General features: G+C 65.0%; 13 protein-coding genes. 12 read left to right on the top strand and 1 reads right to left on the bottom strand.

Annotated elements, in window-relative coordinates; genetic code table 11:
- The first annotated feature begins 95 nt into the window (after positions 1-95).
- The 6 genes from QNO14_RS06715 to QNO14_RS06690 all read left to right on the top strand — a co-directional run bounded on the left by QNO14_RS06715 (position 96) and on the right by QNO14_RS06690 (position 8,858).
- Positions 96-1,088, top strand: a complete 993-nt coding sequence (locus QNO14_RS06715) for a LacI family DNA-binding transcriptional regulator (protein ID WP_257506086.1) — start codon at positions 96-98, stop codon at positions 1,086-1,088.
- Between the two features lie 203 nt (positions 1,089-1,291).
- Positions 1,292-3,493 (top strand): glycoside hydrolase family 3 protein, encoded by a 2,202-nt coding sequence (locus tag QNO14_RS06710; protein ID WP_257506085.1) that lies wholly within the window; start codon positions 1,292-1,294, stop codon positions 3,491-3,493.
- A 190-nt stretch (positions 3,494-3,683) separates the two neighbouring features.
- Positions 3,684-5,216 carry an ABC transporter substrate-binding protein gene (locus QNO14_RS06705; protein WP_257506084.1) on the top strand — a complete coding sequence of 511 codons (1,533 nt, stop codon included), beginning with the start codon at positions 3,684-3,686 and terminating at the stop codon, positions 5,214-5,216.
- Positions 5,217-5,269: 53 nt separating this feature from the next.
- Complete coding sequence (locus QNO14_RS06700) at positions 5,270-6,220, top strand: ABC transporter permease (protein ID WP_257506083.1); 951 nt, start codon at positions 5,270-5,272, stop codon at positions 6,218-6,220.
- Positions 6,220-8,025 carry a dipeptide/oligopeptide/nickel ABC transporter permease/ATP-binding protein gene (locus QNO14_RS06695; protein ID WP_257506082.1) on the top strand — a complete coding sequence of 602 codons (1,806 nt, stop codon included), beginning with the start codon at positions 6,220-6,222 and terminating at the stop codon, positions 8,023-8,025. The genes QNO14_RS06700 and QNO14_RS06695 overlap by 1 nt, the downstream gene beginning before the upstream one ends.
- Complete coding sequence (locus QNO14_RS06690; RefSeq protein WP_257506081.1) at positions 8,022-8,858, top strand: ATP-binding cassette domain-containing protein; 837 nt, start codon at positions 8,022-8,024, stop codon at positions 8,856-8,858. The genes QNO14_RS06695 and QNO14_RS06690 overlap by 4 nt, the downstream gene beginning before the upstream one ends.
- A 70-nt stretch (positions 8,859-8,928) precedes the next feature.
- On the opposite strand, the gene QNO14_RS06685 is transcribed toward QNO14_RS06690, so the two are convergent.
- Positions 8,929-9,573, bottom strand: a complete 645-nt coding sequence (locus QNO14_RS06685; protein ID WP_257506080.1) for a TetR/AcrR family transcriptional regulator — start codon at positions 9,571-9,573, stop codon at positions 8,929-8,931.
- Positions 9,574-9,739: 166 nt separating this feature from the next.
- Between QNO14_RS06685 and QNO14_RS06680 the strand changes: the two genes are divergently transcribed.
- The 6 genes from QNO14_RS06680 to QNO14_RS06655 all read left to right on the top strand — a co-directional run bounded on the left by QNO14_RS06680 (position 9,740) and on the right by QNO14_RS06655 (position 20,790).
- The gene (locus QNO14_RS06680) at positions 9,740-11,107 is read left to right on the top strand and encodes an MFS transporter (protein ID WP_257506079.1); all 1,368 of its coding nucleotides are present in this window, start codon (positions 9,740-9,742) and stop codon (positions 11,105-11,107) included.
- 219 nt (positions 11,108-11,326) lie between these two features.
- Positions 11,327-13,438 (top strand): glycoside hydrolase family 3 N-terminal domain-containing protein, encoded by a 2,112-nt coding sequence (locus QNO14_RS06675; RefSeq protein ID WP_257506078.1) that lies wholly within the window; start codon positions 11,327-11,329, stop codon positions 13,436-13,438.
- Entirely contained in the window at positions 13,435-14,658 is a 1,224-nt protein-coding gene (locus tag QNO14_RS06670) for a glycoside hydrolase family 1 protein (RefSeq protein ID WP_257506077.1), read from the top strand. The genes QNO14_RS06675 and QNO14_RS06670 overlap by 4 nt, the downstream gene beginning before the upstream one ends.
- On the top strand, positions 14,658-17,126 hold the full coding sequence (locus tag QNO14_RS06665; RefSeq protein ID WP_257506076.1) for a glycoside hydrolase family 2 TIM barrel-domain containing protein: 2,469 nt from the start codon (positions 14,658-14,660) through the stop codon (positions 17,124-17,126). Before QNO14_RS06670 ends, QNO14_RS06665 begins: the two co-directional genes overlap by 1 nt.
- Positions 17,111-18,202 carry a family 43 glycosylhydrolase gene (locus QNO14_RS06660; protein WP_257506075.1) on the top strand — a complete coding sequence of 364 codons (1,092 nt, stop codon included), beginning with the start codon at positions 17,111-17,113 and terminating at the stop codon, positions 18,200-18,202. Before QNO14_RS06665 ends, QNO14_RS06660 begins: the two co-directional genes overlap by 16 nt.
- Positions 18,199-20,790, top strand: a complete 2,592-nt coding sequence (locus QNO14_RS06655; protein WP_491759213.1) for a family 78 glycoside hydrolase catalytic domain — start codon at positions 18,199-18,201, stop codon at positions 20,788-20,790. Before QNO14_RS06660 ends, QNO14_RS06655 begins: the two co-directional genes overlap by 4 nt.
- The last annotated feature ends 145 nt before the right edge of the window (positions 20,791-20,935 follow it).

Raw genomic sequence — 20,935 nt, 5'->3', positions numbered from 1 at the left:
GCGATGGACCCCTCGGAGGGCGTCTACGCGGAACGTCCTCGACGATGTCTGGAGTCCGTCCCTACGCCGCGTGGAAGTCATGCGACGATGGCATGATGACCACGAGCCCGGGATTGCCGCGCCCGGCGACGAGCGCCGACGTCGCCCGTCACGCCGGCGTGTCCCGGTCGACGGTCAGCAATATCCTCAACGGCAATGATGCTCGGTTCTCGGACGAGACGCGTAGGCGAGTCCATGAGGCGGCCCGTGAGCTGGACTATCGGCCGTCCGTCGCTGGGCGATCTCTCGTCAGCGGACGCAGCGACACCATTGTCGTCCTCGTGGCGAACTCTAGCTTCGCTGCGCACTTTCAGGACGCCGTTGATCGCGTCATGAAGAGCACCCGACAGATCGGAGGGAACGTCGTCATCCGAATGGCCGGCGAGACCCCCCAGGCGACTTCGGACGCCGTCGCCGTGTTGCGCCCGCTCGCCGTTGTCGACTTCGGAGTTCTCTCCCCGGACGAGCGTGCGTCCCTCGAGGCGCGCGGCACGATCATCGTGCCGTCCCTTCCAGTCACGCATGAATCAGATGACCTTGATGGCGGTATCGCAGCTCTCCAGGCGTCCGCGCTGTTGGAGCATCATCCAGCAGCGCTGTGGTTTGCGGGGTTGACGCGTCAAGAGCGGGATCCCTACGTCCCGAGTCGGTACGCCGCACTCGCGAAGGTCTGCGAGAGGGAAGCCCTACCCCGTCCGGGACGGATCGACCTCGAATTGACCGTGGAGAGCGGGGTGTCGGTCCTCCGGAGGGTGCTCGATGGACCGATGCCCGCTGGCATTGCCTGTTACAACGATGAGGTCGCTTTGACGCTCGTCGCCGCGGCGCGCGAACTCGGGGTGGAAGTGCCGAGCGCGATCGCGGTCGTGGGTGTGGACAACTCGCCGCTCGGGCGCATGTGGTCGCCGCCGCTCACGACAATCGACACTGACCTCCTGGGAATGGTCGACGCAATCACGGTGGAGTTGCGCATTCGTCTGGGAGAAGAAGGGCTCGAGATGCCTCGCAGCCACAACAACTTCTCGCTGGTCCGCGGCGGCACCGCCTAGCGAGCGGTTCGAGGCGCAGGGCGCGCCCATGTGCCGTCAGTGCCTGGGAGTCTCCTCGCCGCTTCGACTGAGCTGTCGGGGCTATATCCTTCGGGTCCCCACCGTCGACCCTTGCTCGTGCGGTTGACACGTCTCCCTGCTTCACGACTAGTGTGGTGACACGTGACACCAGGGTCACTGTACGACCATCGAGAGACACAATCATGAGCACTGAGCCTCCGACGTCCCCCTCGGTCCACGAGAACGGCCGGGTTGCGGACACGGCCTTTTGGCAGGCGGTGTCTCGCATTCGCGACGGTGCCCCCATCGCAGACGAAGCATCGACACTGCTGCGCGAGCTGACCGAGGAGGAGAAGCTGGGCCTCCTTGACGGAGACGGCGAGTTCTGGTCGGGCATGGCCGCTATGGGAAAGCAGTACAACGCCACCCCCATCGTCATGGGTGAGATCGCGAGACTGGGCGTGCCCGGTTTTCGCTTCAGTGACGGGCCGCGCGGGGTCGTGATGGGTGAGTCGACGGCGTTTCCCGTCTCCATGGCGCGCGGCGCGACGTGGGATCTTGCGCTCGAAGAGGAGATCGGCCGCGCCATCGGCGCCGAGATGCGCGCGCAGGGGGGCAACTTCTTCGGAGGGGTTTGCATCAATCTGCCGCGCCATCCAGCCTGGGGTCGTGCGCAGGAGACGTACGGCGAGGATCCGTACCTGCTCGGCGAGTTCGGTGCCGCTCTGGTCCGCGGTGTGAAGCGTCATGGCATGGCGGTCGCAAAGCACTACGCCCTCAATTCGATGGAGAACGCACGGTTCAAAGTCGATGTAGCCGCGGACGATGCAACCCTCCACGAGGTCTACCTTCCGCATTTCAGGCGTGTTGTCGAAGAGGGCGCTGATGGGATCATGACGTCCTATAACAGCGTCAACGGCGAGTGGGCGGGCGAGAACGAGACCCTTCTGGAGCGAATCCTTCGCGCTCAATGGGGCTTCGAGGGTGTCACCATCTCCGATTTCATCTTCGGTTTCAGGAATTCCGCAAAATCGGTTCGCGCCGGCCTCGACGTTGAGGCACCGATGAGGCAGCAGCGTGCGCGCGATCTTCCGAGCGACCTCAATGCGGGTCGTCTCAGCTGGGAGCATGTGGAGCGAGCCGCGCGAAGAGTGCTCACCACTCAACTGCGCTTCTTTGCCGGTGACCGTGACGCTGAGCCCGAGCCATCCGTCGTGTTTTCTGCCGATCATCGTGCGCTCTCGCGGCGAGCAGCTGCCACCTCGGCCGTGCTACTCAAGAACGACCTCGTGGGAGGTCTCCCGGTCCTGCCGTGGAACCCCCATGTGACGCGTTCCGTGGCAGTGGTGGGACGGCTGTCTGATATCCCCAACACCGGCGATAAGGGCTCCTCGAATGTGCACTCGCCGCATGTAGTCAGTCCCCTCGAAGGCATCCGCGCCGCTGTCCCTCACGCCACCGTCGTTCACGTCGGAGACGACGACCCTGTCGCGGCAGGCCTCGCGGCGTCGCGGGCCGACGTCGCCGTTGTGGTGGTCGGTTACACCGCCGAGGACGAGGGCGAGTATCTCGGTGACTCGATGCTCAGTACCCCGGGGCTGCGTGCGGTTTTTCCCGCGTTCCCGCCCGGGATGGCGATGCCATCGGCAGAGGATCGCAACGACAACCTCATGGGCACAGCCGCTGGGGGGGATCGCGTCTCGCTGCGGCTGCGGTCCGCGGATGTCGAGATGATCTTGGCAGTTGCCGAAGCGAACCCGCGGACGGTCGTGGCCATCGTGACCGCTGGGGCCGTGATCATCGAGGAATGGGAGCCTAGCGTCTCGGCCATCCTCGTCAGTTGGTACGCGGGGAGCGAAGGCGGCCATGCGCTTGCCGATGTCATTTTCGGGGCGGTGGACGCCTCCGGGCGCCTGCCCTACTCGATCCCTAAGACGGAGGACCACTTGCCGTTCTTCGACGCGGACGCGGAGGCAGTGACGTACGACCGCTGGCACGGCCAGCGGCTTCTCGATCGGGACGGGCACCAGGCGGCCTATCCGCTGGGCTATGGCCTCTCGTACACGGAGTTCACCATCGACGACGTCGTCGTCGGTCCACTTGAGGGCGAGCGTTTCGGCGTTACCGTTCGGGTTACGAACTGTGGTGACCGCCCCGGACGCCATGTCGTCCAGATCTACGGTGTGGTCGATGCGGAGGACTTTCCCCGCCGATCCCTGCTCGGTTTCGCCGCGATCGACCTCCCGCCCGGCGAACAGAGGGCGATCGAAGTGACGGCATCGGTGCGCCCGATGTTGCGGTGGACGGACTCAGGCTGGGCGCCCGCGAGCTCGGCGGCCGTGATTGAAGCGGCTTCGTATTCCGGGGACCCCAACGCGGTATCGGGTGCGCTCTCGCTCGGCTAACGACGGCCTGTTTCGTGTGATGTTGCGCTCTCGATGGACTTAGTAACACGCGTGCCCTACTCTAGTGACGCGTGTCACCTGGCTCGGCGCGGTCGCTGATGGAACCCGCACCAAACAGTCCACAGAAAGACGCGACACCACCGAGTCATCACGATTCGGATAACAGCAACTGACAAAGGAGTCCTTTCAGATGAAATTCACTGCACGCATCCGAGTCGCGGCAATCGCCGTCGTCGCGGTGACCGGCCTTGCGCTCGGCGGCTGCTCCGGCACCACCGAACGCCCGGCGGAGACCGGTTCGACGGACGACATCCTCAGGCTCTCCGTGGGCTCACCGCCCTCAAGCTTCGCCATCGGCAACCTGTCGGGCAACGACGCGATGATCACCCTCTCCCTCTTCGATACCCTCCTTCTGACCAGCACGGACGGTCAGATCGGTCCCGGCCTCGCGGAGTCGTGGGAGTACTCCGACGACCGCACGGAGCTGACGCTCCACCTGCGGGACGGTCAGGAGTTCACGGACGGAACGCCGGTCGACGGGGAGGCCGTCGCCGCATCGCTCGAGGTGTCGCGCGCAGGAGCCGGCACAGCAGCGGCGTTCTCCTCCGTCGAGTCCATTGCCGTAGCAGACGACACGACCGTGGTGATTTCGCTCAGCGCTCCCGACGCGTCTCTCGTGCCGGTTCTCGCCACGTTCAACGGTGCCTTGGGCGCCACTGCGTCGCTGGACGCCGAGGACGCGCAGCTCGAACCCGTGGGGTCGGGTCCTTACATTCTTGATGACGAGCAGACGACCGTCGGGTCTGTATACACGCTGACCAAAAACCCCGACCACTGGAACGCCGACGCGTATCCCTTCGAGACCGTTGAGTTCAGCGTCATCGCGGATCCGACCGCTGTACAGAACGCCCTGCAGTCCGGGCAGCTCGACTACGCCGGCGTCTCGTCGGAGTCGATTGCTGCACAGTTCGACTCGAGCAAGTTCACCAGCGGCACCAACATCCCGAGCTCCATGTCCTCGCTGTGGCTCATCGACCGCGAGGGTGCAGTCGTTCCCGCGCTCGGAGACGTGCGTGTGCGACAGGCGATCAACCTCGCCATCGATCGCAGCGGCATTGCGGCGGCCATCAACCCCGGCACCAACACCGCGACCAATCAGGTCTACAACCCCCGGGGTGAGGCGTTCAGCGAAGAGATACTCAACGCAGATGACTTCAACGTTGAGAAGGCCAAGGATCTGATGGCGGATGCCGGCTACGAAGACGGCTTCGACGTCACGATGCCGAGCACCTTCGTGTCCACCCCGTACGAGTCCGTGTTGGCGCAGGCACTGGGGGACATCGGCATCCGCGTGACGTGGGAAGCCGTTCCTTTCCAGGAGTTCTTCGCGAAGGTCCTGGGTCGCAACTACGGCATGTACTTCATGGTGAACGGACTGTCCGCAACGGACGCCGGCGACACGAATGCCGTACTGCGAGGCGTCTTCAACGCGTTCGAGACGGCCACGCCGGAACTCGACGCACTCCTGAAGACCGCGAATGCCGCCACGGACGAAGAGGCGGGTGCCGCGTTCCGTGCAATCAACGAGTACTTCGTCGAAGAGGCATGGTTTGCACCCGTGAGCGTTATCGGCGGCTACTACGTCCACTCGAATGACGTCGATTACACCTCGCCCGCCGTGCCCCAGCAGTCCGTGCGACCGTTCGCGCCCGCCGCGGACTGACGTCCCAACCCGAACGCTCATGCGGGGACCGACACCTGGTCCCCGCATGAGCGATGGAGTACACCGTGTTCACATTCCTTCTTCGGCGCATAGGCGCGGGCCTCGTGCTCATGTTCGTCGTCACCGCCATCACATTCTTCTTGACCTACGGCGCGAACATCCCCGTGGCACTGAATATCCTCGGACCGACCGCTACACCGGGTCAGATCGCCGCGCTGAATGCGGACCTCGGGTTGGACAGGCCGATCCTGGAGCAGTACGTGAACTGGGTCGCCGGCATCTTCCGTGGTGACCTCGGTGTCTCCTACTTCACGCGTCAGCCCGTTGCCGAAGCGATGGCGAGCCGCCTGCCGGTCACGCTGTCCGTTGTCGTCGTGGCCTGCATCATTACGATCGCCGTCAGCATCCTCCTCGGTGTCGCATCGGCTACACGCGGAGGCATCCTCGACTCGATCCTGCAGGGTATCTCTACGGTGGCCTATGTCTTCCCGGCGATCGTGCTGGGTGTGGTGCTCGTTTACGTCTTCGCCATCGTTCTCAAGTGGGTTCCGGCCATCGGATTCGTTCCCATCAGCGAGTCACCCGGGGGTTGGTTCGCTTCGGTGATCCTTCCAGGCTTCGTGCTTGCCATCGGCGGCATTGCCTCGCTCGCCGCCCAGATTCGTGGGTCGATGATCGATGAACTGAACAGGGACTACGTGCGCACCCTGCGCAGCCGCGGCATCTCGGACACGTCCATCCTGTTGAAACATGCCCTTCGAAACGCTGCAGGACCCGCGCTGACGACGTTCTCGCTCCTCTTCATTGCGATGTTCGGCTCGTCGCTTTTCATCGAGAAGATCTTCGCCCTGCCGGGCTTCGGCAGTTACGGGTTCCTTGCCACGACGCAAGGCGACCTCCCCGCGATGCTCGGGGTGACCCTGTTCAGTGTTGCCCTCGTCGTGGTGGTCAACCTGCTCGTCGACCTCGCGAACGGCTGGCTCAACCCGAAGGTGAGACTGTGATGACCGTCTACGACACCGAAACCGTGGTCGTCGCCGACGAATCCTCGGCAAAGAAGCGGGCCGGCGCCTTCGCGCGGCTCGTCCGCAAGCCTGCCGGTCTTGGTGCACTCGTCGTCATCCTCGGCATCGTCCTGCTGGGGATGCTCGCCCCCGTGCTGAGTTCCCACAACCCGAACTTCAGCTCACTTGCGCTGGTCAACGCGCCGCCGGGAACGGGCGGTTACATCCTCGGCGGCGACCAGTACGGGCGTGACATCTGGGCGCGAGTGCTCGCATCCATCAATGTCTCCGTCATCTCGGCTCTGATCGGTGCGGGCGTGGCTATCATCATCGGCACGGTGTTCGGCCTGATCGCGGGTTATGTGGGCAAGCGCGTAGACGCGACGATGTCGTGGATCTTCAACCTCCTCATGACCTTTCCCGCACTCGTGCTCGTCATCGTGCTGTCTCCTGTGACCGGCGGCACTTACCAGGCAATGATGCTCATCTTCGGCATCTTCCTTGCGCCGGGAATCTTCCGCCTCGTGCGCAACGCGGTGGTCGGCGTACGCAACGAGCTATATGTGGACGCGGCGAAGGTCGCTGGCCTGAGCAATTGGCGCATCCTGAGCCGTCATATCTTCTACGTGGTACGCGGACCGGTGATCATCGCAGCGGCATTCATGGCCAGCACCGCCATCGGGGTGCAGGCCGGTCTGGCGTTCCTCGGGCTCGGTTCCACACAGATTCCGAGCTTCGGCTCTATGACGAACGATGCCTTCGCCAACATCTATGCCTTCCCCCTTCAATTCCTATGGCCGTCACTGTCGCTAGCCCTGCTCACCGGAAGCCTCGTACTCCTCGGTAACGCTTATCGGGACGTCCTCGCCGGTCCCCAGACCTCCATGAAGCGCCGCCGCCGACTCACGTCTGAGACCGTTGCCGCAGTCACCCAGGTCACGGCGACCCGGCCGCATGCGGATACGCGGGGCGGGCTCCTCGCCGTGCGCAACCTCTGGGTGAACTACCCGCAACCCGACGGCAGCGAGAAGAGCGTAGTGAAGGGGATTTCTCTTGACGTGAGTCCCGGGGAGATCGTCGGCCTCGTGGGCGAATCGGGCTCAGGCAAGACACAGACCGCCTTCGCCACGCTCGGCCTGCTCCCGAAGGACGCCCGCGTCCATGCCGACGAAATGACCATCGCGGGTGAGGACCTTCTAGGCAAAGACTCCCGCGGCATGCGACGTGTACGCGGCAGCGTGATCTCCTACATTCCCCAGGAACCGATGTCAAACCTCGATCCGTCATTCACCGTCGGAAGCCAACTCGTGGAAGGCCTGCGTGCCGGTATGTCACGCAAGGAGGCCAAAGAGACGGTCCTGCAGCTGCTCGCGCGGGTGGGTATCCCGGACCCTCATGCGACGTTCCACTCCTACCCGCATCAGATCTCCGGAGGCATGGCCCAGCGGGTACTCATCGCTGGAGCAGTCGCCACGCGTCCCAAACTCCTCATCGCGGACGAGGCCACAACCGCGCTGGATGTCACTGTGCAGGCTGAAATCCTCGATCTGCTGCGTGACCTCCAGGGTGAACTGGGGATGGGCGTCCTACTGGTTACGCACAACTTCGGCGTCATCGCCGATCTCGCCGATCGCGTCATCGTCATGCGCAACGGCGAGGTCGTCGAAAGCGGCGACGTCCGTTCGATCTTCCGCAATCCCGCGCACGATTACACGAAGGAGTTGGTCGGCTCCATCCTCGATGAGGCCACGGTGCGCAGCGACCCACCCGCCCCGGCCTCAGACGTGAAGGAGGACTCGCCGTGACGAATCTGTTGGCCGTTTCGGACCTGCGGTTGCGGTACCCCGGCAGAGGATTCCGCACTCGTTCCCCCGAGGTGTTGAAGGGCGTGTCGCTCGGGATCGCGCCGGGCGAGACACTCGGCCTCGTCGGTGAGTCGGGCTCCGGCAAGACCACCATAGGACGGGCCATCCTAGGGCTTGCGACTCCGACGGGCGGGACCATCACATTCGGGGGCAGCGACATCACTCATTTGGCCACCCGCGCCCGACGCCGCTACGCCCGTGATATCCAAGTGGTCTTCCAGGACCCCTATACGTCGCTGAACCCCGCCTTGCAGATCGCTGACATCCTCTCGGAACCACTGATTGCCCAAGGGGTAGATGCAAAAGAAGCGAGCCGGAAGGTCCTTCAGCTCCTTGACCGGGTCGGGCTCCCAGCGAACGCCGCGCAGCGCTATCCGCGAGAGTTCAGCGGCGGTCAGCGACAGCGGGTGGCCATTGCGCGTGCGCTGGCGTTGAGCCCCAAGCTCATCGTGTGCGACGAACCCGTGTCAGCCCTTGATCTGACGACGCAAGCGCGTGTGCTCGATCTATTCATCGAGTTGCAGCGCGAGACCGGCGTCGCTTACCTCTTCATCACCCATGACATCTCGGTCGTCCGTCACATCAGCCACCGAGTCGCGGTCATGTATCGCGGCGAAATCGTCGAGACCGGGCCTACCGGGAGCGTGACGGACGAGCCGCAGCACGAGTACACCAAGAGCCTGCTGCTCGCGGCGCCGGTCGCGGATCCGGACCGTCAGAAGGCCCGTAGAGAGACGAGGCGCGCCCTCCGGCTCGCATCACTGGAGACATGATGTCTGGCGCGTCAGAGCCGTCGAAACTACCATTCCGATGGCCGGAGGACAGGTTCCGTGAGCGGGCAGATCAACTCTCGGCGATCGCCCGCTCAAAGGCGCGCTTGGCCTCCATGACATTCTGTCCACTCAGTTGTCGAAACGAGGCAAGAATCTCGTCCGCCAGATCGAAGGTCGGACTGACGAGCCACAGAGCTTGCAAACCGTCCCATAGGGCGACGAATCGTCGCGCCACAGCCTCCGGCTCGAGGTCCGGGTGGGCGAGACCGCGATGCTGGCGGTGGCGGAGCATGTTCGCGAAACCCTGGATCGCGGCGGCGTTGTGAGTCATGAAGTATGCGTGCGCTGGATGCTCCGGTTCCTGCGCGCGTGCGCTCAAATAGACGACCAGGCGAACTTTCCATTCGTGTTGCGCGTCAAGACGCGCCAGCACGGATACGACCTGGTCGGCGTCGCCCAGTTGGCTGTCGTCGCGACTTCCCACGTCGTCGGTGGTGAGCGTGTCCGACAGTTCGAGCGCCGCGACGAGCACGTGGTCCCTCGTCGGGAAGTGATAAAACAGGGAACGCTCACTGAGGCCTGCCACGGCTGCCACCTGCGACATCGTCAGCTCGATGTGGCCCCACTCCTCAATGACAGCAAGAGCGGCTCTCGCGATCACAGCCCGCCGTTGCGCAGACTTCGCGTACGGTCCACGTTCCGCCCGTGTGCTCATGCCGCCACATTAGCCCCAATTATGCAGTTAGCTCCGGTTTTAGAGCCAATGCTGCCTGGCAGGCTTGGCATTCCGCGAATACAGTGGCGACCAATTGGGGAGTCATATCTGCTTTTGACGCCCCAGTACTACCCACGCAGAGCCCGTTCGACGAAGGAGTCACGCCATGAATGAGTCGCCGTCCACCCCACCAGGAACCGATGCGCTGCCGTCACCGACGTCCGCGTCGATGGACGGAGCCGCCGCCATCGGGGAGGGGATACTGACACCCACCGACTCACTCGTCGCCCGCGCCCGCGTCAGCGCCGGGTACATCTGGCTGCTGGTGCTCGCGACGCTCGGCTCGTACGCGGCGCTCGTGGCGCCCATCGGCATCTCCCTCTCGCTCCGGGTGCAGGAACTCGCGCCGGAAAACACCGAGTGGTTGGGCTACGTCGTCGGCGCCGGCGCCATTGCGGCGACGATCTCTCAGCCGCTCGTCGGCATGTGGAGTGACCGTACCCGCTCCGGGCTCGGACGCCGCCGGCCGTTTGCGATCGGTGGCACCCTGCTCGGTCTGACGGGGCTCGCTCTGATGGCCGTGGCGCCGAGCGTGCCCCTGCTCGCCGCCGCGTGGGTCGTCACCCAGCTCGGCTGGGCCACCGTGCTCAGCATGCTTCTGCTGTCGCAGGCCGACCGGCTCCCCGAGGAGCAGCGGGGGAAGGTCGCCGGGCTCAGCGGCTTCACGACGATGATCGCCTCGGTACTGGGCGTCGGGATCGCCAGCGCATTCATCGGCAACAACTTCCTGGTCTTCCTCGTCCCCGGGGCCTTGGGCGCGGTGGGCATCGCACTGTGGGTCATCCTCGTGAAGGAGCCGAGCAGCCGCGACATCGTCGTAGCGAACAAGCTGACCGTAGTGGGAGCGCTTCGCGACATGGGGTTCAACCCCAAGCGTTACCCTGACTTCGCGTGGAACTGGTTCGGACGACTGTTCTTCAATTTCGGCGTGACATTCGCGACGACCTTCACCACCCTCTTCTTCGCGTCGCGCCTCAGCGAGGGAGGGCGCGTCGCTGACATCGGCGGCATCATCGTGATCCTGTCGCTCTTCGGTGTTCTCTCCGCCGCGGGTGGCGCCATGCTCGGTGGCTTCCTGTCCGACAAGGTCAAGCGCCGCCGCATCTTCGTGCTGCTGGCCGGGATCGCCTTCACCGCCGGCGCGCTCATGATGGCCTTCGGTGGTTCTGACGTCGTGGTGCTCTTCACCGGATCGATCGTCGCCAACATCGGCTTGGGCGTCTTCTCCGCCGTCGACCAGGCGATCGTGCTCGATGTGCTCCCCGAGCGTGACACCAATGCAGGACGCTTCATAGGGATCAACGGGTACTCGAGCTCGATCGCGCAGGGCCTTGCGCCGATCGCCGCCGCTCCGCTCCTGCTGATCGGTGTCACCGGTGCTGACAAGAACTATGGACTGGTGCTGGTCATCGCGGCGGCATGCACGCTCATCGGAGGCACAGTCGTGATGCTCAAGGTTCGCGGCACCAAGTAGTCGACGCCCACGAGAAATGACACTCCAATGACTGAGGCAACCGATCCGCGCTACCGTGACCGCACGCTGGCAGTCCCCGACCGCGTAGAAGACCTCATGGCGCGACTTACAGTCCAGGAGAAGGCGGGCCAACTGACCCAGTTCTTCTACTTCGGCGGACTCGGCGAGATCCCGGCCGACCTCGACCTCGGCTCGCTGCCGCCTGAGCACCAGGCGTTCGTGCGTCAGCCGAAGATGGTGGAGGATGCCGCGGCAGCGGGGCAAGCAGGTTCGGTGCTCTTCGTCACGGATCCTCAGATCGCCAATCGGCTTCAGAAGCTCGCTGTTGAACGGAGCCGTCACGGCATCCCGCTGATCTTCGGATTCGACGTCATTCACGGCCTCCGCACGATCTTTCCGGTGCCCATCGCGCAGGCGGCGTCCTGGGACCCGGTGATGATCGAGGCGAACCAGGCCGTCGCTGCGCGGGAGGCGCGGGCGGCGGGCATCCACTGGACATTCGCGCCCATGGTCGACGTCGCACGCGACGCACGGTGGGGTCGCATCATCGAGGGGGCCGGCGAGGACCCCTACCTGGGCTCAGCCGTCGCCGCCGCACAGGTGCGTGGTTTCCAGGGACACCTCGGCCCAGAGAGCATTCTGGCGGGCCCAAAGCACTTCGCGGGTTACGGGGCCGCTCGAGGCGGGCGCGACTATGACGACGTCGAGATCTCCGACTCGGAGTTGCGCAACGTCTACTTCCCGCCTTTCCAAGCGGCGATCGAGGCGGGGGCGGCGACCGTCATGAGTGCCTACATGGACCTCAACGGCGTACCTGCCACCGGCAACTCCTGGCTACTCACCGACGTCCTGCGCGACGAGTTCGGCTTCGAGGGACTCGTTGTCTCTGACGCCAACGCGGTGAAGTCGCTCGAGACCCAGCACTTCGCAGCCTCGGCGACCGATGCCGCGGCACGAGCGGTCGGTGCGGGACTGGACATGGAGATGTGCATGTTCGATCCGGCATTCGCGAACCTGCCTAAAGCCGTCGCGCGCGGAATCCTCGAAGAGGCGACCATCGACACGGCGGTGCGGCGCGTGTTGACGGTGAAGTTCGAAATGGGCTTGTTCGAAAACCCCTACGTCGACGAGTCTCTCTCCACCTCGGTGCTCGGCGCTGCACAGCACCGCGATCCCGCGAGGGTTGCCGCAGAACGCTCGGCCGTCCTGCTGAAGAATGACGCCGTACTCCCGCTGGATGCCACTAGTCTGGGGTCGATTGCGGTGATCGGCCAGCTGGCGGCCAGCAAGCGCGACACCCTGGGGCCCTGGGTGTTCGCCCACCGCACGGACGAAACCGTCACGGTCCTCGAGGGCATCCGTGCGCGTGTCGGCGATCGCGTGGGGGTCGAGCATGCGCTGGGCGCCGGCATCCCGGCCCGAGCGTTCCCTTCGATGTTCGACCGCCAGGATTCGACCGTCGTCAACACGCCAGCCGACTACGACGATGACGCGGCGATCGCCCGTGCGGTCGAGATCGCTGCGGCGGCCGACATTGCAGTCGTGGTCGTCGGAGAGCGCCAGAACCAGATCGGCGAGAACGCGTCGAGGTCGACTCTTGACCTTCCGGGTCGCCAGCTGGAGCAGCTGCAGCGCATAGCCGAGACTGGCACACCCGTCGTCTTGCTCGTCATGTCGGGCCGTCCGCTCGATCTGCGCTGGGCGGATGAGAACGTGCCGGCAATCCTTCAGATCTGGTACCCGGGCACGCGGGGCGGCGATGCGGTCGCCTCTTTGCTGTTCGGCGATGCCTCTCCCGCCGGGCGGTTGCCCTTCACCTGGCCGCGCCACGTCGGACACGTGCCGATGGTCTACTCGCATTTGCGGACCTTCGAGCCGGACAACCAGGGGCGGCGCTACTGGGATGAGGCGTCCACGCCGCTGTATCCGTTCGGTCACGGGCTGAGCTACGCGGCCTTTCGCTATGACGCACTGTCCGTCGACCGAGACGTGCTTCTCGTCGGCGACACGGCCACCGTCTCCGTCGAGGTCACCAACATCTCCGACCGCCCAGCGGACGAGGTCGTGCAGCTCTACATTCATCAGCGGTATGGCCGCTCATCCCGTCCGCTGCGCGAGCTGAAGGGATTTGAGCGGGTCACGCTTGCGCCAGGCGAGTCCCGCACGGTCACCTTCGACCTCGGCCCGGACGAGCTCCGCTACTGGAGCGCCGCAGCGAATGCGTGGGTTCAAGACGAGACCACCCTCGACATCTGGGCGGGTGGTGACTCGACGGCACCGCTGGCTACATCGATCACCGTCGCCGTCACCACTGAAGGAGAAATCAGATGAGTACCTTCCCTCCGACGTTCTTGTGGGGAGCGTCGACGTCGCCGCACCAGATCGAAGGCAACAACGTCAACAGTGACTGGTGGGCTCGTGAGGGGCTCGTGCCAGGCATGGAACCCAGCGGTGACGCCAACGACAGCTACCACCGGTATCGCGAAGATATGGAGATGCTCGCGGGTGCCGGACTGACCTCGTATCGGTTCGGTATCGAGTGGGCTCGCATTGAACCGCGACCCGGCCAGTTCTCCAACGCCGAACTCGCACACTACCGACGCATGATCGACACCGCTCTCGAGCTCGACCTGACACCGGTGGTAACCCTCCATCACTTCTCCAACCCGCGCTGGTTCGCCGAGGAGGGCGGATGGCTATCGCCGACGGCGACCGAACGGTTCGCCGCGTATGTCACGAAGGCGAGCGAGATCCTGGACGGCGTCAAGTGGGTCATCACAATCAACGAGCCCAACATGATGGCAATGATGGTCATGCTGCAAGAAGCGATGCGCGCCGGGCAGCTATCGCAATGGCAGAGCCCGACGGTAGAGGGCGAGTCTGACCGCGACCGGATCGCCGCCGCCCTCCCCGTACCCACGCCGGAGTATGCGCGCCCCTTCATCGCCGCCCACCTCGCGGCCCGCGCGATCATCCGCAAGCGCACTGATGCCAAGGTGGGCTGGTCCATCGCCAATGGCGCGCTCTACTCCACTCCGGAGAACGCCGCCAAGCTCATGGAGGTGAGGCACAGCGGGGAGGATCTCTACCTCGAGGCCTCGGTCGGCGATGACTTCATCGGTGTGCAGGCGTACTCCGCACAGGAGGTCGACGCGAACGGTCTCGTCCCTCATCCGGAGCACCCGGATAACACCATCACGGGTGCCGCATACCGTCCGGACGCGCTCGGTACAGCGGTGCGCCACGCCGCTGCGGTCACCGGGCTCCCCGTGTTGGTGACCGAGAACGGGATCGCCGCTACGGACGACACGCGCCGGATCGCCTACACGACGGAGGCGCTGCGGCACCTCGAGTCGGCGATCAAGGACGGCATCGATGTGCGCGGATACCTGCACTGGTCACTGCTCGACAACTACGAGTGGGGGCATTGGGGCCCGACGTTCGGCCTCGTCGCCGTTGATCGAGCAACGTTCGTGCGTACCCCGAAACCGAGCCTCGCCTGGCTCGGATCCGTCGCCCGAACCCACGGTGACTCGTTGGGAACAGCCTGATGACCACCACGCTCTTCACCGACGATTGGACCTTCCGCCGCGAGGGTGAACCGACGTCAGCGGTCGTGCGACTCCCGCACGACGCCATGGTCGGCGAAACCCGCTCGAGCGACGCGGCGACCGGTAATCACGGCGGCTACTTCCCGGGCGGGGCTTACGTCTACACGAAGACATGGCTGGTCCCGGACGACATCGCAGATCGGTCATACTCGTTGTTCTTCGAGGGCGTCTACGGCACCACGCGCGTCGTGCTCGACGGACGGGAGGTCGGGCGTTGCGACAGCGGCTACCGGGAGTTCACCGTGCCGCTCGACGGCCTCGGCCCGGGCGACACGGCAACCATCGAGGTGCACGTCGACAACTCCGACGTCCCGAACAGCCGGTGGTATACCGGCTCAGGGATCTACCGGCCCGTCTGGCTGGAGGCATCGGGCGCGCTGCGGATCGCACGCAACGGCGTGCATGTCATCACCCGGTCGATCGCCACCGCAGCCGACGTTGAGGTCCTCGTCCGGCTCGAGGGGAAAGCGCCACCGAGCGCGACCGTCTCGGTCGAGTTCGCCCACGCCGACGGTGTCGTGGCGCAGAGGGTGACGTCGACGCCGACGGGCGGTACCGTGACCGTGCCGGTGCGCGTCCCAGATGCGCACCCGTGGTCAGCCGAATCGCCGGAACTCTACGACGTCCGGGTGGACCTGGCAGTCAACGGAGAAACCGTCGACCGTCAGATAATCCGCACAGGCCTGCGCACGGTGCAGGTCGATGCCCGCCGCGGTCTGCGCATCAACGGCGAGCCCGTGCTGCTGCGTGGAGCCTGCGTGCACCACGACAGCGGCATCCTGGGCGCCGCAACCTTCGCCGCCTCCGAGTACCGCCGCGCGCGCCTGCTCAAAGCAGCCGGCTTCAACGCGATCCGCAGCTCCCACAACCCGCTCTCCCGCGCCCTTCTCGACGCCTGCGACGAACTCGGCCTCTACGTGATGGACGAGCTCACGGATGTCTGGCTTACGCACAAGACACCGCACGACGCTGCTGACCGCTTCGAGCAGACCTGGGAGGCGGACGCCGCGTCGATGATCGCAAAAGACCGCAACCGGCCCTCGGTGATCATGTACTCCATCGGCAATGAGATCGCCGAGACCGCGAAGCCCGGCGGTGTGGACGCCGCGCGGCGGATCAACCGCTACTTCGCCGCGAACGATCCCACCCGACCCACGACGCTCGCAGTCAACCTGCTGCTCAACCTCATGTCCAGCCGAGGCGCCTCCGCGTTCGAACGCGAGGAGTACACGGGCGACAAGAAGGCGAGCAAGCCCAAGAGGAGACAAGCGACCAGCTCGGCGGCGAACATGGTGACGGCCCGGCTCGGCAGCATCATGAACATCGTCTCCCGCCTCCCCGCGGCTGACCGCGCCAGCTGCGAGGCGTTCGCGGCGGTCGGCGTGGCCGGTTACAACTATGCGTACGGGCGCTACGTATCTGACCGCAGGAAATATCCCGAGCGTGTCATCGTGGGCAGTGAGTCCATGCCCGGAGACCTTCCGGCGATCTGGAAGCGCGTGACGAAGGTGCCCGGCGTCATCGGCGACTTCATGTGGACCGGATGGGACTACCTCGGCGAGGCCGGCATCGGCGTGTGGAGCTATGGATCCGAGTCAGGCAGCATCAACAAGCCCTACCCGGCGTTGGTCGCAGGTCCGGGCGCGTTCGACATCACCGGCATCCCCGGCGCCCCCGCTCTGCTCGCATCCGCGGTGTGGGATGCCGCAGACGCTCCGGGGATCGCGGTGCGACCCCTCGACATCGCCGGGAGACGCGCGAACAAGAGCCCCTGGCGCGCAAGCGATGCGATCTCCAGCTGGTCCTGGCGGGGGCTTTCCGGGAAGGCGCAGATCGAGGTCTACTCGGCCGACGATGAGGTCGAACTGCGCCTGAACGGTCGTTCTCTGGGTCGGAAGAAGACCGGGCTCCGGGCGGCCTACACCGCGCGGTTCCGCACGGTGTATGAACCGGGTGAACTGGTCGCGATCGGGTACCGCAACGGGCAGGAGACCGGCCGCGCCACACTCCGCTCCGCCAACACGCCCGCCCTCCGGCTCCGGAGCGAGTCCATCGCCCTGGCCGGCGCGGACGACCTCGCCTACGTGTGGATCGAGCTTGCCGACGAGCACGGCACAGTCGACTCCCACGCGACCGACACAGTGACCGTCGCTGTCACCGGGGCAGGGACGCTCGTGGGCCTCGGCAGCGCCGCGCCGAGCACCGAGGAATCCTTCACGGACCGCGAGCACAGCACACACCGCGGCCGCGCGCTGGCGATCGTTCGTGGCACAGCGGAATCGGGCGAGATCACCCTCGCCGTGGAGTCGAAACGCCACGGCGCGGCGATCCTCACCCTCCGCAACGAAGCCATCGTCACCGCCGAACCCGGCACGCCAGGAAAGGTCCACGCATGGCCGACACCGTAATCCGCCCCGGACAGCCGTGGCTTGATACCTCCGGCAACCGCATTCAAGCGCATGGCGGTTCGATCTTTTACGAGGACGGTGTCTTCACCTGGTACGGCGAGAACAAGGAATACACCACCCCGGGCAGCGGGAACTGGCACTGGGGCGTACGCGCCTACACCTCAACCGACCTCGCGAACTGGGACGATCGGGGCCTCATCATCCCGCCAGTCCTCGATGACCCGGCCTCGCCCCTGCACCCCGTGCAGAAGATGGATCGGCCCCACATCATCTTCAACGAGCGCACCGGCAAGTACGTTTGCTGGCTCAAGATCATGGGCGAGGACGAGCAGCAGACCCAGGCATCCACTGTTCTCGTCGCCGACGCGCTCCTCGGCCCCTACGAGATGGTGCGCACAGGACTGCGGCCACTGGGCATGGATGCCGGCGACTTCGACCTTGTCGTCGACCCCGCCACGGGGAAGGCCTACTACTTCTTCGAGAAGGTGCACACAGATCTCGTCTGCGCCGAACTGACCGACGACTACACGGATGTGTCAGGCGTCTCGAGCATCCACTTCCCGCACCCCGGGCCGCCGTACAATCGCGAAGCGCCTGCCTACTTCACGCGGGACGGTCTGCACTACCTGGTCACGTCGAGCACAACGGGCTACTTCCCGAATCCCTCCGAGTTCGCCAGCGCGCCGGACTTCCACGGCCCCTGGACCGTGCTCGGCAACGCACACCCCACCGATCCGTCACGCACGTCTTTCCACTCGCAGATCAGCTCGGTGTTCCGGCATCCGCACAAGAAGGACCTCTACATCGCGTTGGCCGATCGGTGGCTCCCGGAGCTTCCCGAGGGGATGCCGCACGTCTTCGACGCGATCGCCGCGCGAATGGAGGGGCGTCCCGGCCCTCAGGTCCAGGGCCTCGATCTCCGCGCGATCATGGCACTCGGCGCGGGCGACAACACCGCCATCGCCGACTACGTGTGGCTGCCCATCCGCTTCGACGGCGATACTCCCGTCATCGACTGGCTCGACGAGTGGAGCCCGGATGACTTCGACGACGTGCGAACGGCGGTCGGCGCATGAGAGCTAGCAGACTGCGCACCGAGTACCTCGACCGGCCATTGGGGCTGGGTATCGCCCAACCCCGATTCTTCTGGAACTGCGACGGCGGCCTCACTCAGACCGCCTACCAAGTGCGCGCGACGCGCCAGGGCGAGACCGTGTGGGATAGCGGAAAGGTGCTGTCCTCCCGCATGGTCGGAATCCGCTATACCGGCGAGGAACTCGGCAGTCGCGACCGCGTCGAGTGGACGGTCACGCTCTGGGACGAGCATGACGCCCCCGGGGAGCCAAGCTCCTCCTGGTTCGAACTCGGACTTCTGGATGCCGCCGATTGGAAAGCTCAGTGGATTACGGGAGACTATTCACCCAAGCGCAATGCCCGGTATCCGGTCGACTGCTTTCGACGACGGTTCCGAACTGAAAAGGTGGTCAGTAGAGCGCGGCTCTACATCACCGCTTGCGGCGTCTACGACGCCCACCTCAACGGGCGCCGCGTCGGCGATGTCGAACTTGCCCCCGGCAGCACCGACTACCGCAAGCGACTTCAATATCAGGCCTATGACGTCACCAGTCTCCTCGCCGAGAGCAACACGCTCGACGTTCGACTCGCCGACGGTTGGTACCGCGGATCGATCGGGGCGTTCGGCCCAACTAACGTCTTCGGGCGCGCTACCAAGTTCCTCGCCCAGCTCGAGGTCACCTACGACGACGGCACCACCGAGAGCATCCTGAGCGGGGACTCCTTCCAGTGGAGCAACGACGGGCCGCTTCGGTTCGCTGACCTCAAGGATGGCGAGATCTGCGACGGGAACCGCACTCCCGCGTACGGAGGGCGGGCGCGCGTGACGAAGCCGGCGATTGTGCCGACGGCATCCGACAATGTCACGGCGCGGACCAAGGAACGCTTCACCGCGGCACTGCTGACTACTCCGAGCGGCGCGCGTGTCCTGGATTTCGGGCAGAATATCGCCGGATTTGTTGAGTTCGCCGTCACCGCACGCCGCGGTCAGCGTATTCGGCTCCGGATGGGGGAGATGCTTGACGAGAGCGGGGAGTTCACTCAGGGAAACTTCCAGTTGCACAAGCCAGTCAAGGAATTCGGGCGCGCGACCGAAGTCCTCCTCATGACAGGGAAGACGAACCTCGTACGGGGGACGATGCAACCCACCCCCAAACAGCAGGTGGACTACCTCTGCGCCGACGGGCTTAACCGATATCGCACGAGCTTCGCCGTCTTCGGCTTCCGATACGCGCTCATTGAGACGGACGTCGAGTTCGATCCCACGGATTTCGCAGCCGTCGCGGTGTACTCCGACATGGAGCAGACGGGCGAGTTCGAGTGCTCGAACCCGGACGTGAACAAACTGCTGGACAACACGCGATGGAGCATGAAAGGGAACTTCCTCGACGTGCCCACGGACTGCCCAACCCGGGAACGCTTGGGATGGACCGGTGACGCGCAGGTCTTCTTCGACACCGCCGCTTACCTGATGGACGTCACGGGCTTTTATCGCAAGTGGCTGCGCGACCTTCACGATGCTCAGCAGAAGTCCGGGAAGGTGTCTGCGGTCGTTCCGTACAACGGCGTCGCGATGATGTATGACGCCACGGGTGGCTCGGTCGGGTGGGCGGACGCGGCGGTGCTTGTTCCCTACCGGTACTGGAAGCGGTACGGCGACGTCGACCTCCTGCGGGACTTCTACCCGATGATGCGGGACTATGCCGAGTACATGATCTCCCGCACGGGGCACAAAAACCGGAAGGCGGCCGCGGCCAACCCCTTCAACAACTTCGTCTACGAGAAGGGCATGCACCTGGGGGAGTGGCTCGAGCCGGAAGAATTCCGCGACGCCGTGACCGGGACCTCCCGACCCTCCCGAACCGAGGAGGCCACGGCCTACCTTCACTACACGATGCGCCACCTCGCCGAGATCTCCGGCGTGCTCGGCGAAAGCACGGATGCCGCCCGGTACTTGAGGTATGCAGATGGTGCGAAAAGGGCATACAACCACCTCTTCGTCCAGGGCCGGCCCATTGATACGGACCGACAGGCGAAGCTCGTCCGGCCGCTGGCGCTCGAGCTCCTCGACGCGGAGGTCATCGACGCCGTCGGAGAGCGACTCGTGAAGGCTGTCGAGAACCGCGACTATCGCGTCGGCACCGGCTTCCTCTCGACGCCCTTTGTGCTGCCCGTTCTCACTGCGATTGGTCGATCGGACGTCGCCTACCGGATGCTCGAGAACGAGCAGGCTCCCAGCTGGCTCGCCGAAGTCAAGGCTGGAGCCACCACCATCTGGGAAGACTGGGAGGGTAAGGAGAGCCACAATCACTACTCGCCTGGATCGGTCAGTCAATGGTTGTTCGATACTGTCGCCGGCATCCGCGTGGATGGCGAGAACCGATTCGTTATAGCGCCCACTCCAGGCGGAACGCTCACCCATGCCGGGGCGGTGTACACCAGCCAATACGGACGAGTTGAATGCGCGTGGGAGATGCATGGGGGCGAGCTCCGTGTCCGCGTCGTCATACCGGCGAACACGACCGCCGAGCTGCGACTCTCTGGGGCTGTCCACCACCTTCAACCCGGCGAGCACGAAGTGACTGCCTGAGCGGCAAAATCTACCCTCGCGGCGCTCCTGATTCGACCGCGGCGACCGTCCATTGCCTGCCTAGGGTGTTGTCCGACACGACCGGAGGGCGGTATCGCGCGCCCCATAAACCGAAGGTACTGAGCTTCCACACGTCTTGCAGATC

Origin of the sequence: Microbacterium sp. zg-Y625 (genome assembly GCF_030246925.1) — a bacterium.
Classification (GTDB): domain Bacteria; phylum Actinomycetota; class Actinomycetes; order Actinomycetales; family Microbacteriaceae; genus Microbacterium; species Microbacterium jiangjiandongii.
This window is presented reverse-complemented; position numbering and strand designations above follow the sequence as displayed.

Excerpts from the sequence above, each read along its gene's own strand:
- QNO14_RS06715 (WP_257506086.1), top strand. The coding sequence starts at position 96 with ATGACCACGAGCCCGGGATTGCCGCGCCCGGCGACGAGCGCCGACGTC.
- QNO14_RS06710 (WP_257506085.1), top strand. The coding sequence starts at position 1,292 with ATGAGCACTGAGCCTCCGACGTCCCCCTCGGTCCACGAGAACGGCCGG.
- QNO14_RS06705 (WP_257506084.1), top strand. The coding sequence starts at position 3,684 with ATGAAATTCACTGCACGCATCCGAGTCGCGGCAATCGCCGTCGTCGCG.
- QNO14_RS06700 (WP_257506083.1), top strand. The coding sequence starts at position 5,270 with ATGGAGTACACCGTGTTCACATTCCTTCTTCGGCGCATAGGCGCGGGC.
- QNO14_RS06695 (WP_257506082.1), top strand. The coding sequence starts at position 6,220 with ATGACCGTCTACGACACCGAAACCGTGGTCGTCGCCGACGAATCCTCG.
- QNO14_RS06685 (WP_257506080.1), bottom strand. The coding sequence starts at position 9,573 with ATGAGCACACGGGCGGAACGTGGACCGTACGCGAAGTCTGCGCAACGG.
- QNO14_RS06680 (WP_257506079.1), top strand. The coding sequence starts at position 9,740 with ATGAATGAGTCGCCGTCCACCCCACCAGGAACCGATGCGCTGCCGTCA.
- QNO14_RS06670 (WP_257506077.1), top strand. The coding sequence starts at position 13,435 with ATGAGTACCTTCCCTCCGACGTTCTTGTGGGGAGCGTCGACGTCGCCG.
- QNO14_RS06665 (WP_257506076.1), top strand. The coding sequence starts at position 14,658 with ATGACCACCACGCTCTTCACCGACGATTGGACCTTCCGCCGCGAGGGT.
- QNO14_RS06660 (WP_257506075.1), top strand. The coding sequence starts at position 17,111 with ATGGCCGACACCGTAATCCGCCCCGGACAGCCGTGGCTTGATACCTCC.
- QNO14_RS06655 (WP_491759213.1), top strand. The coding sequence starts at position 18,199 with ATGAGAGCTAGCAGACTGCGCACCGAGTACCTCGACCGGCCATTGGGG.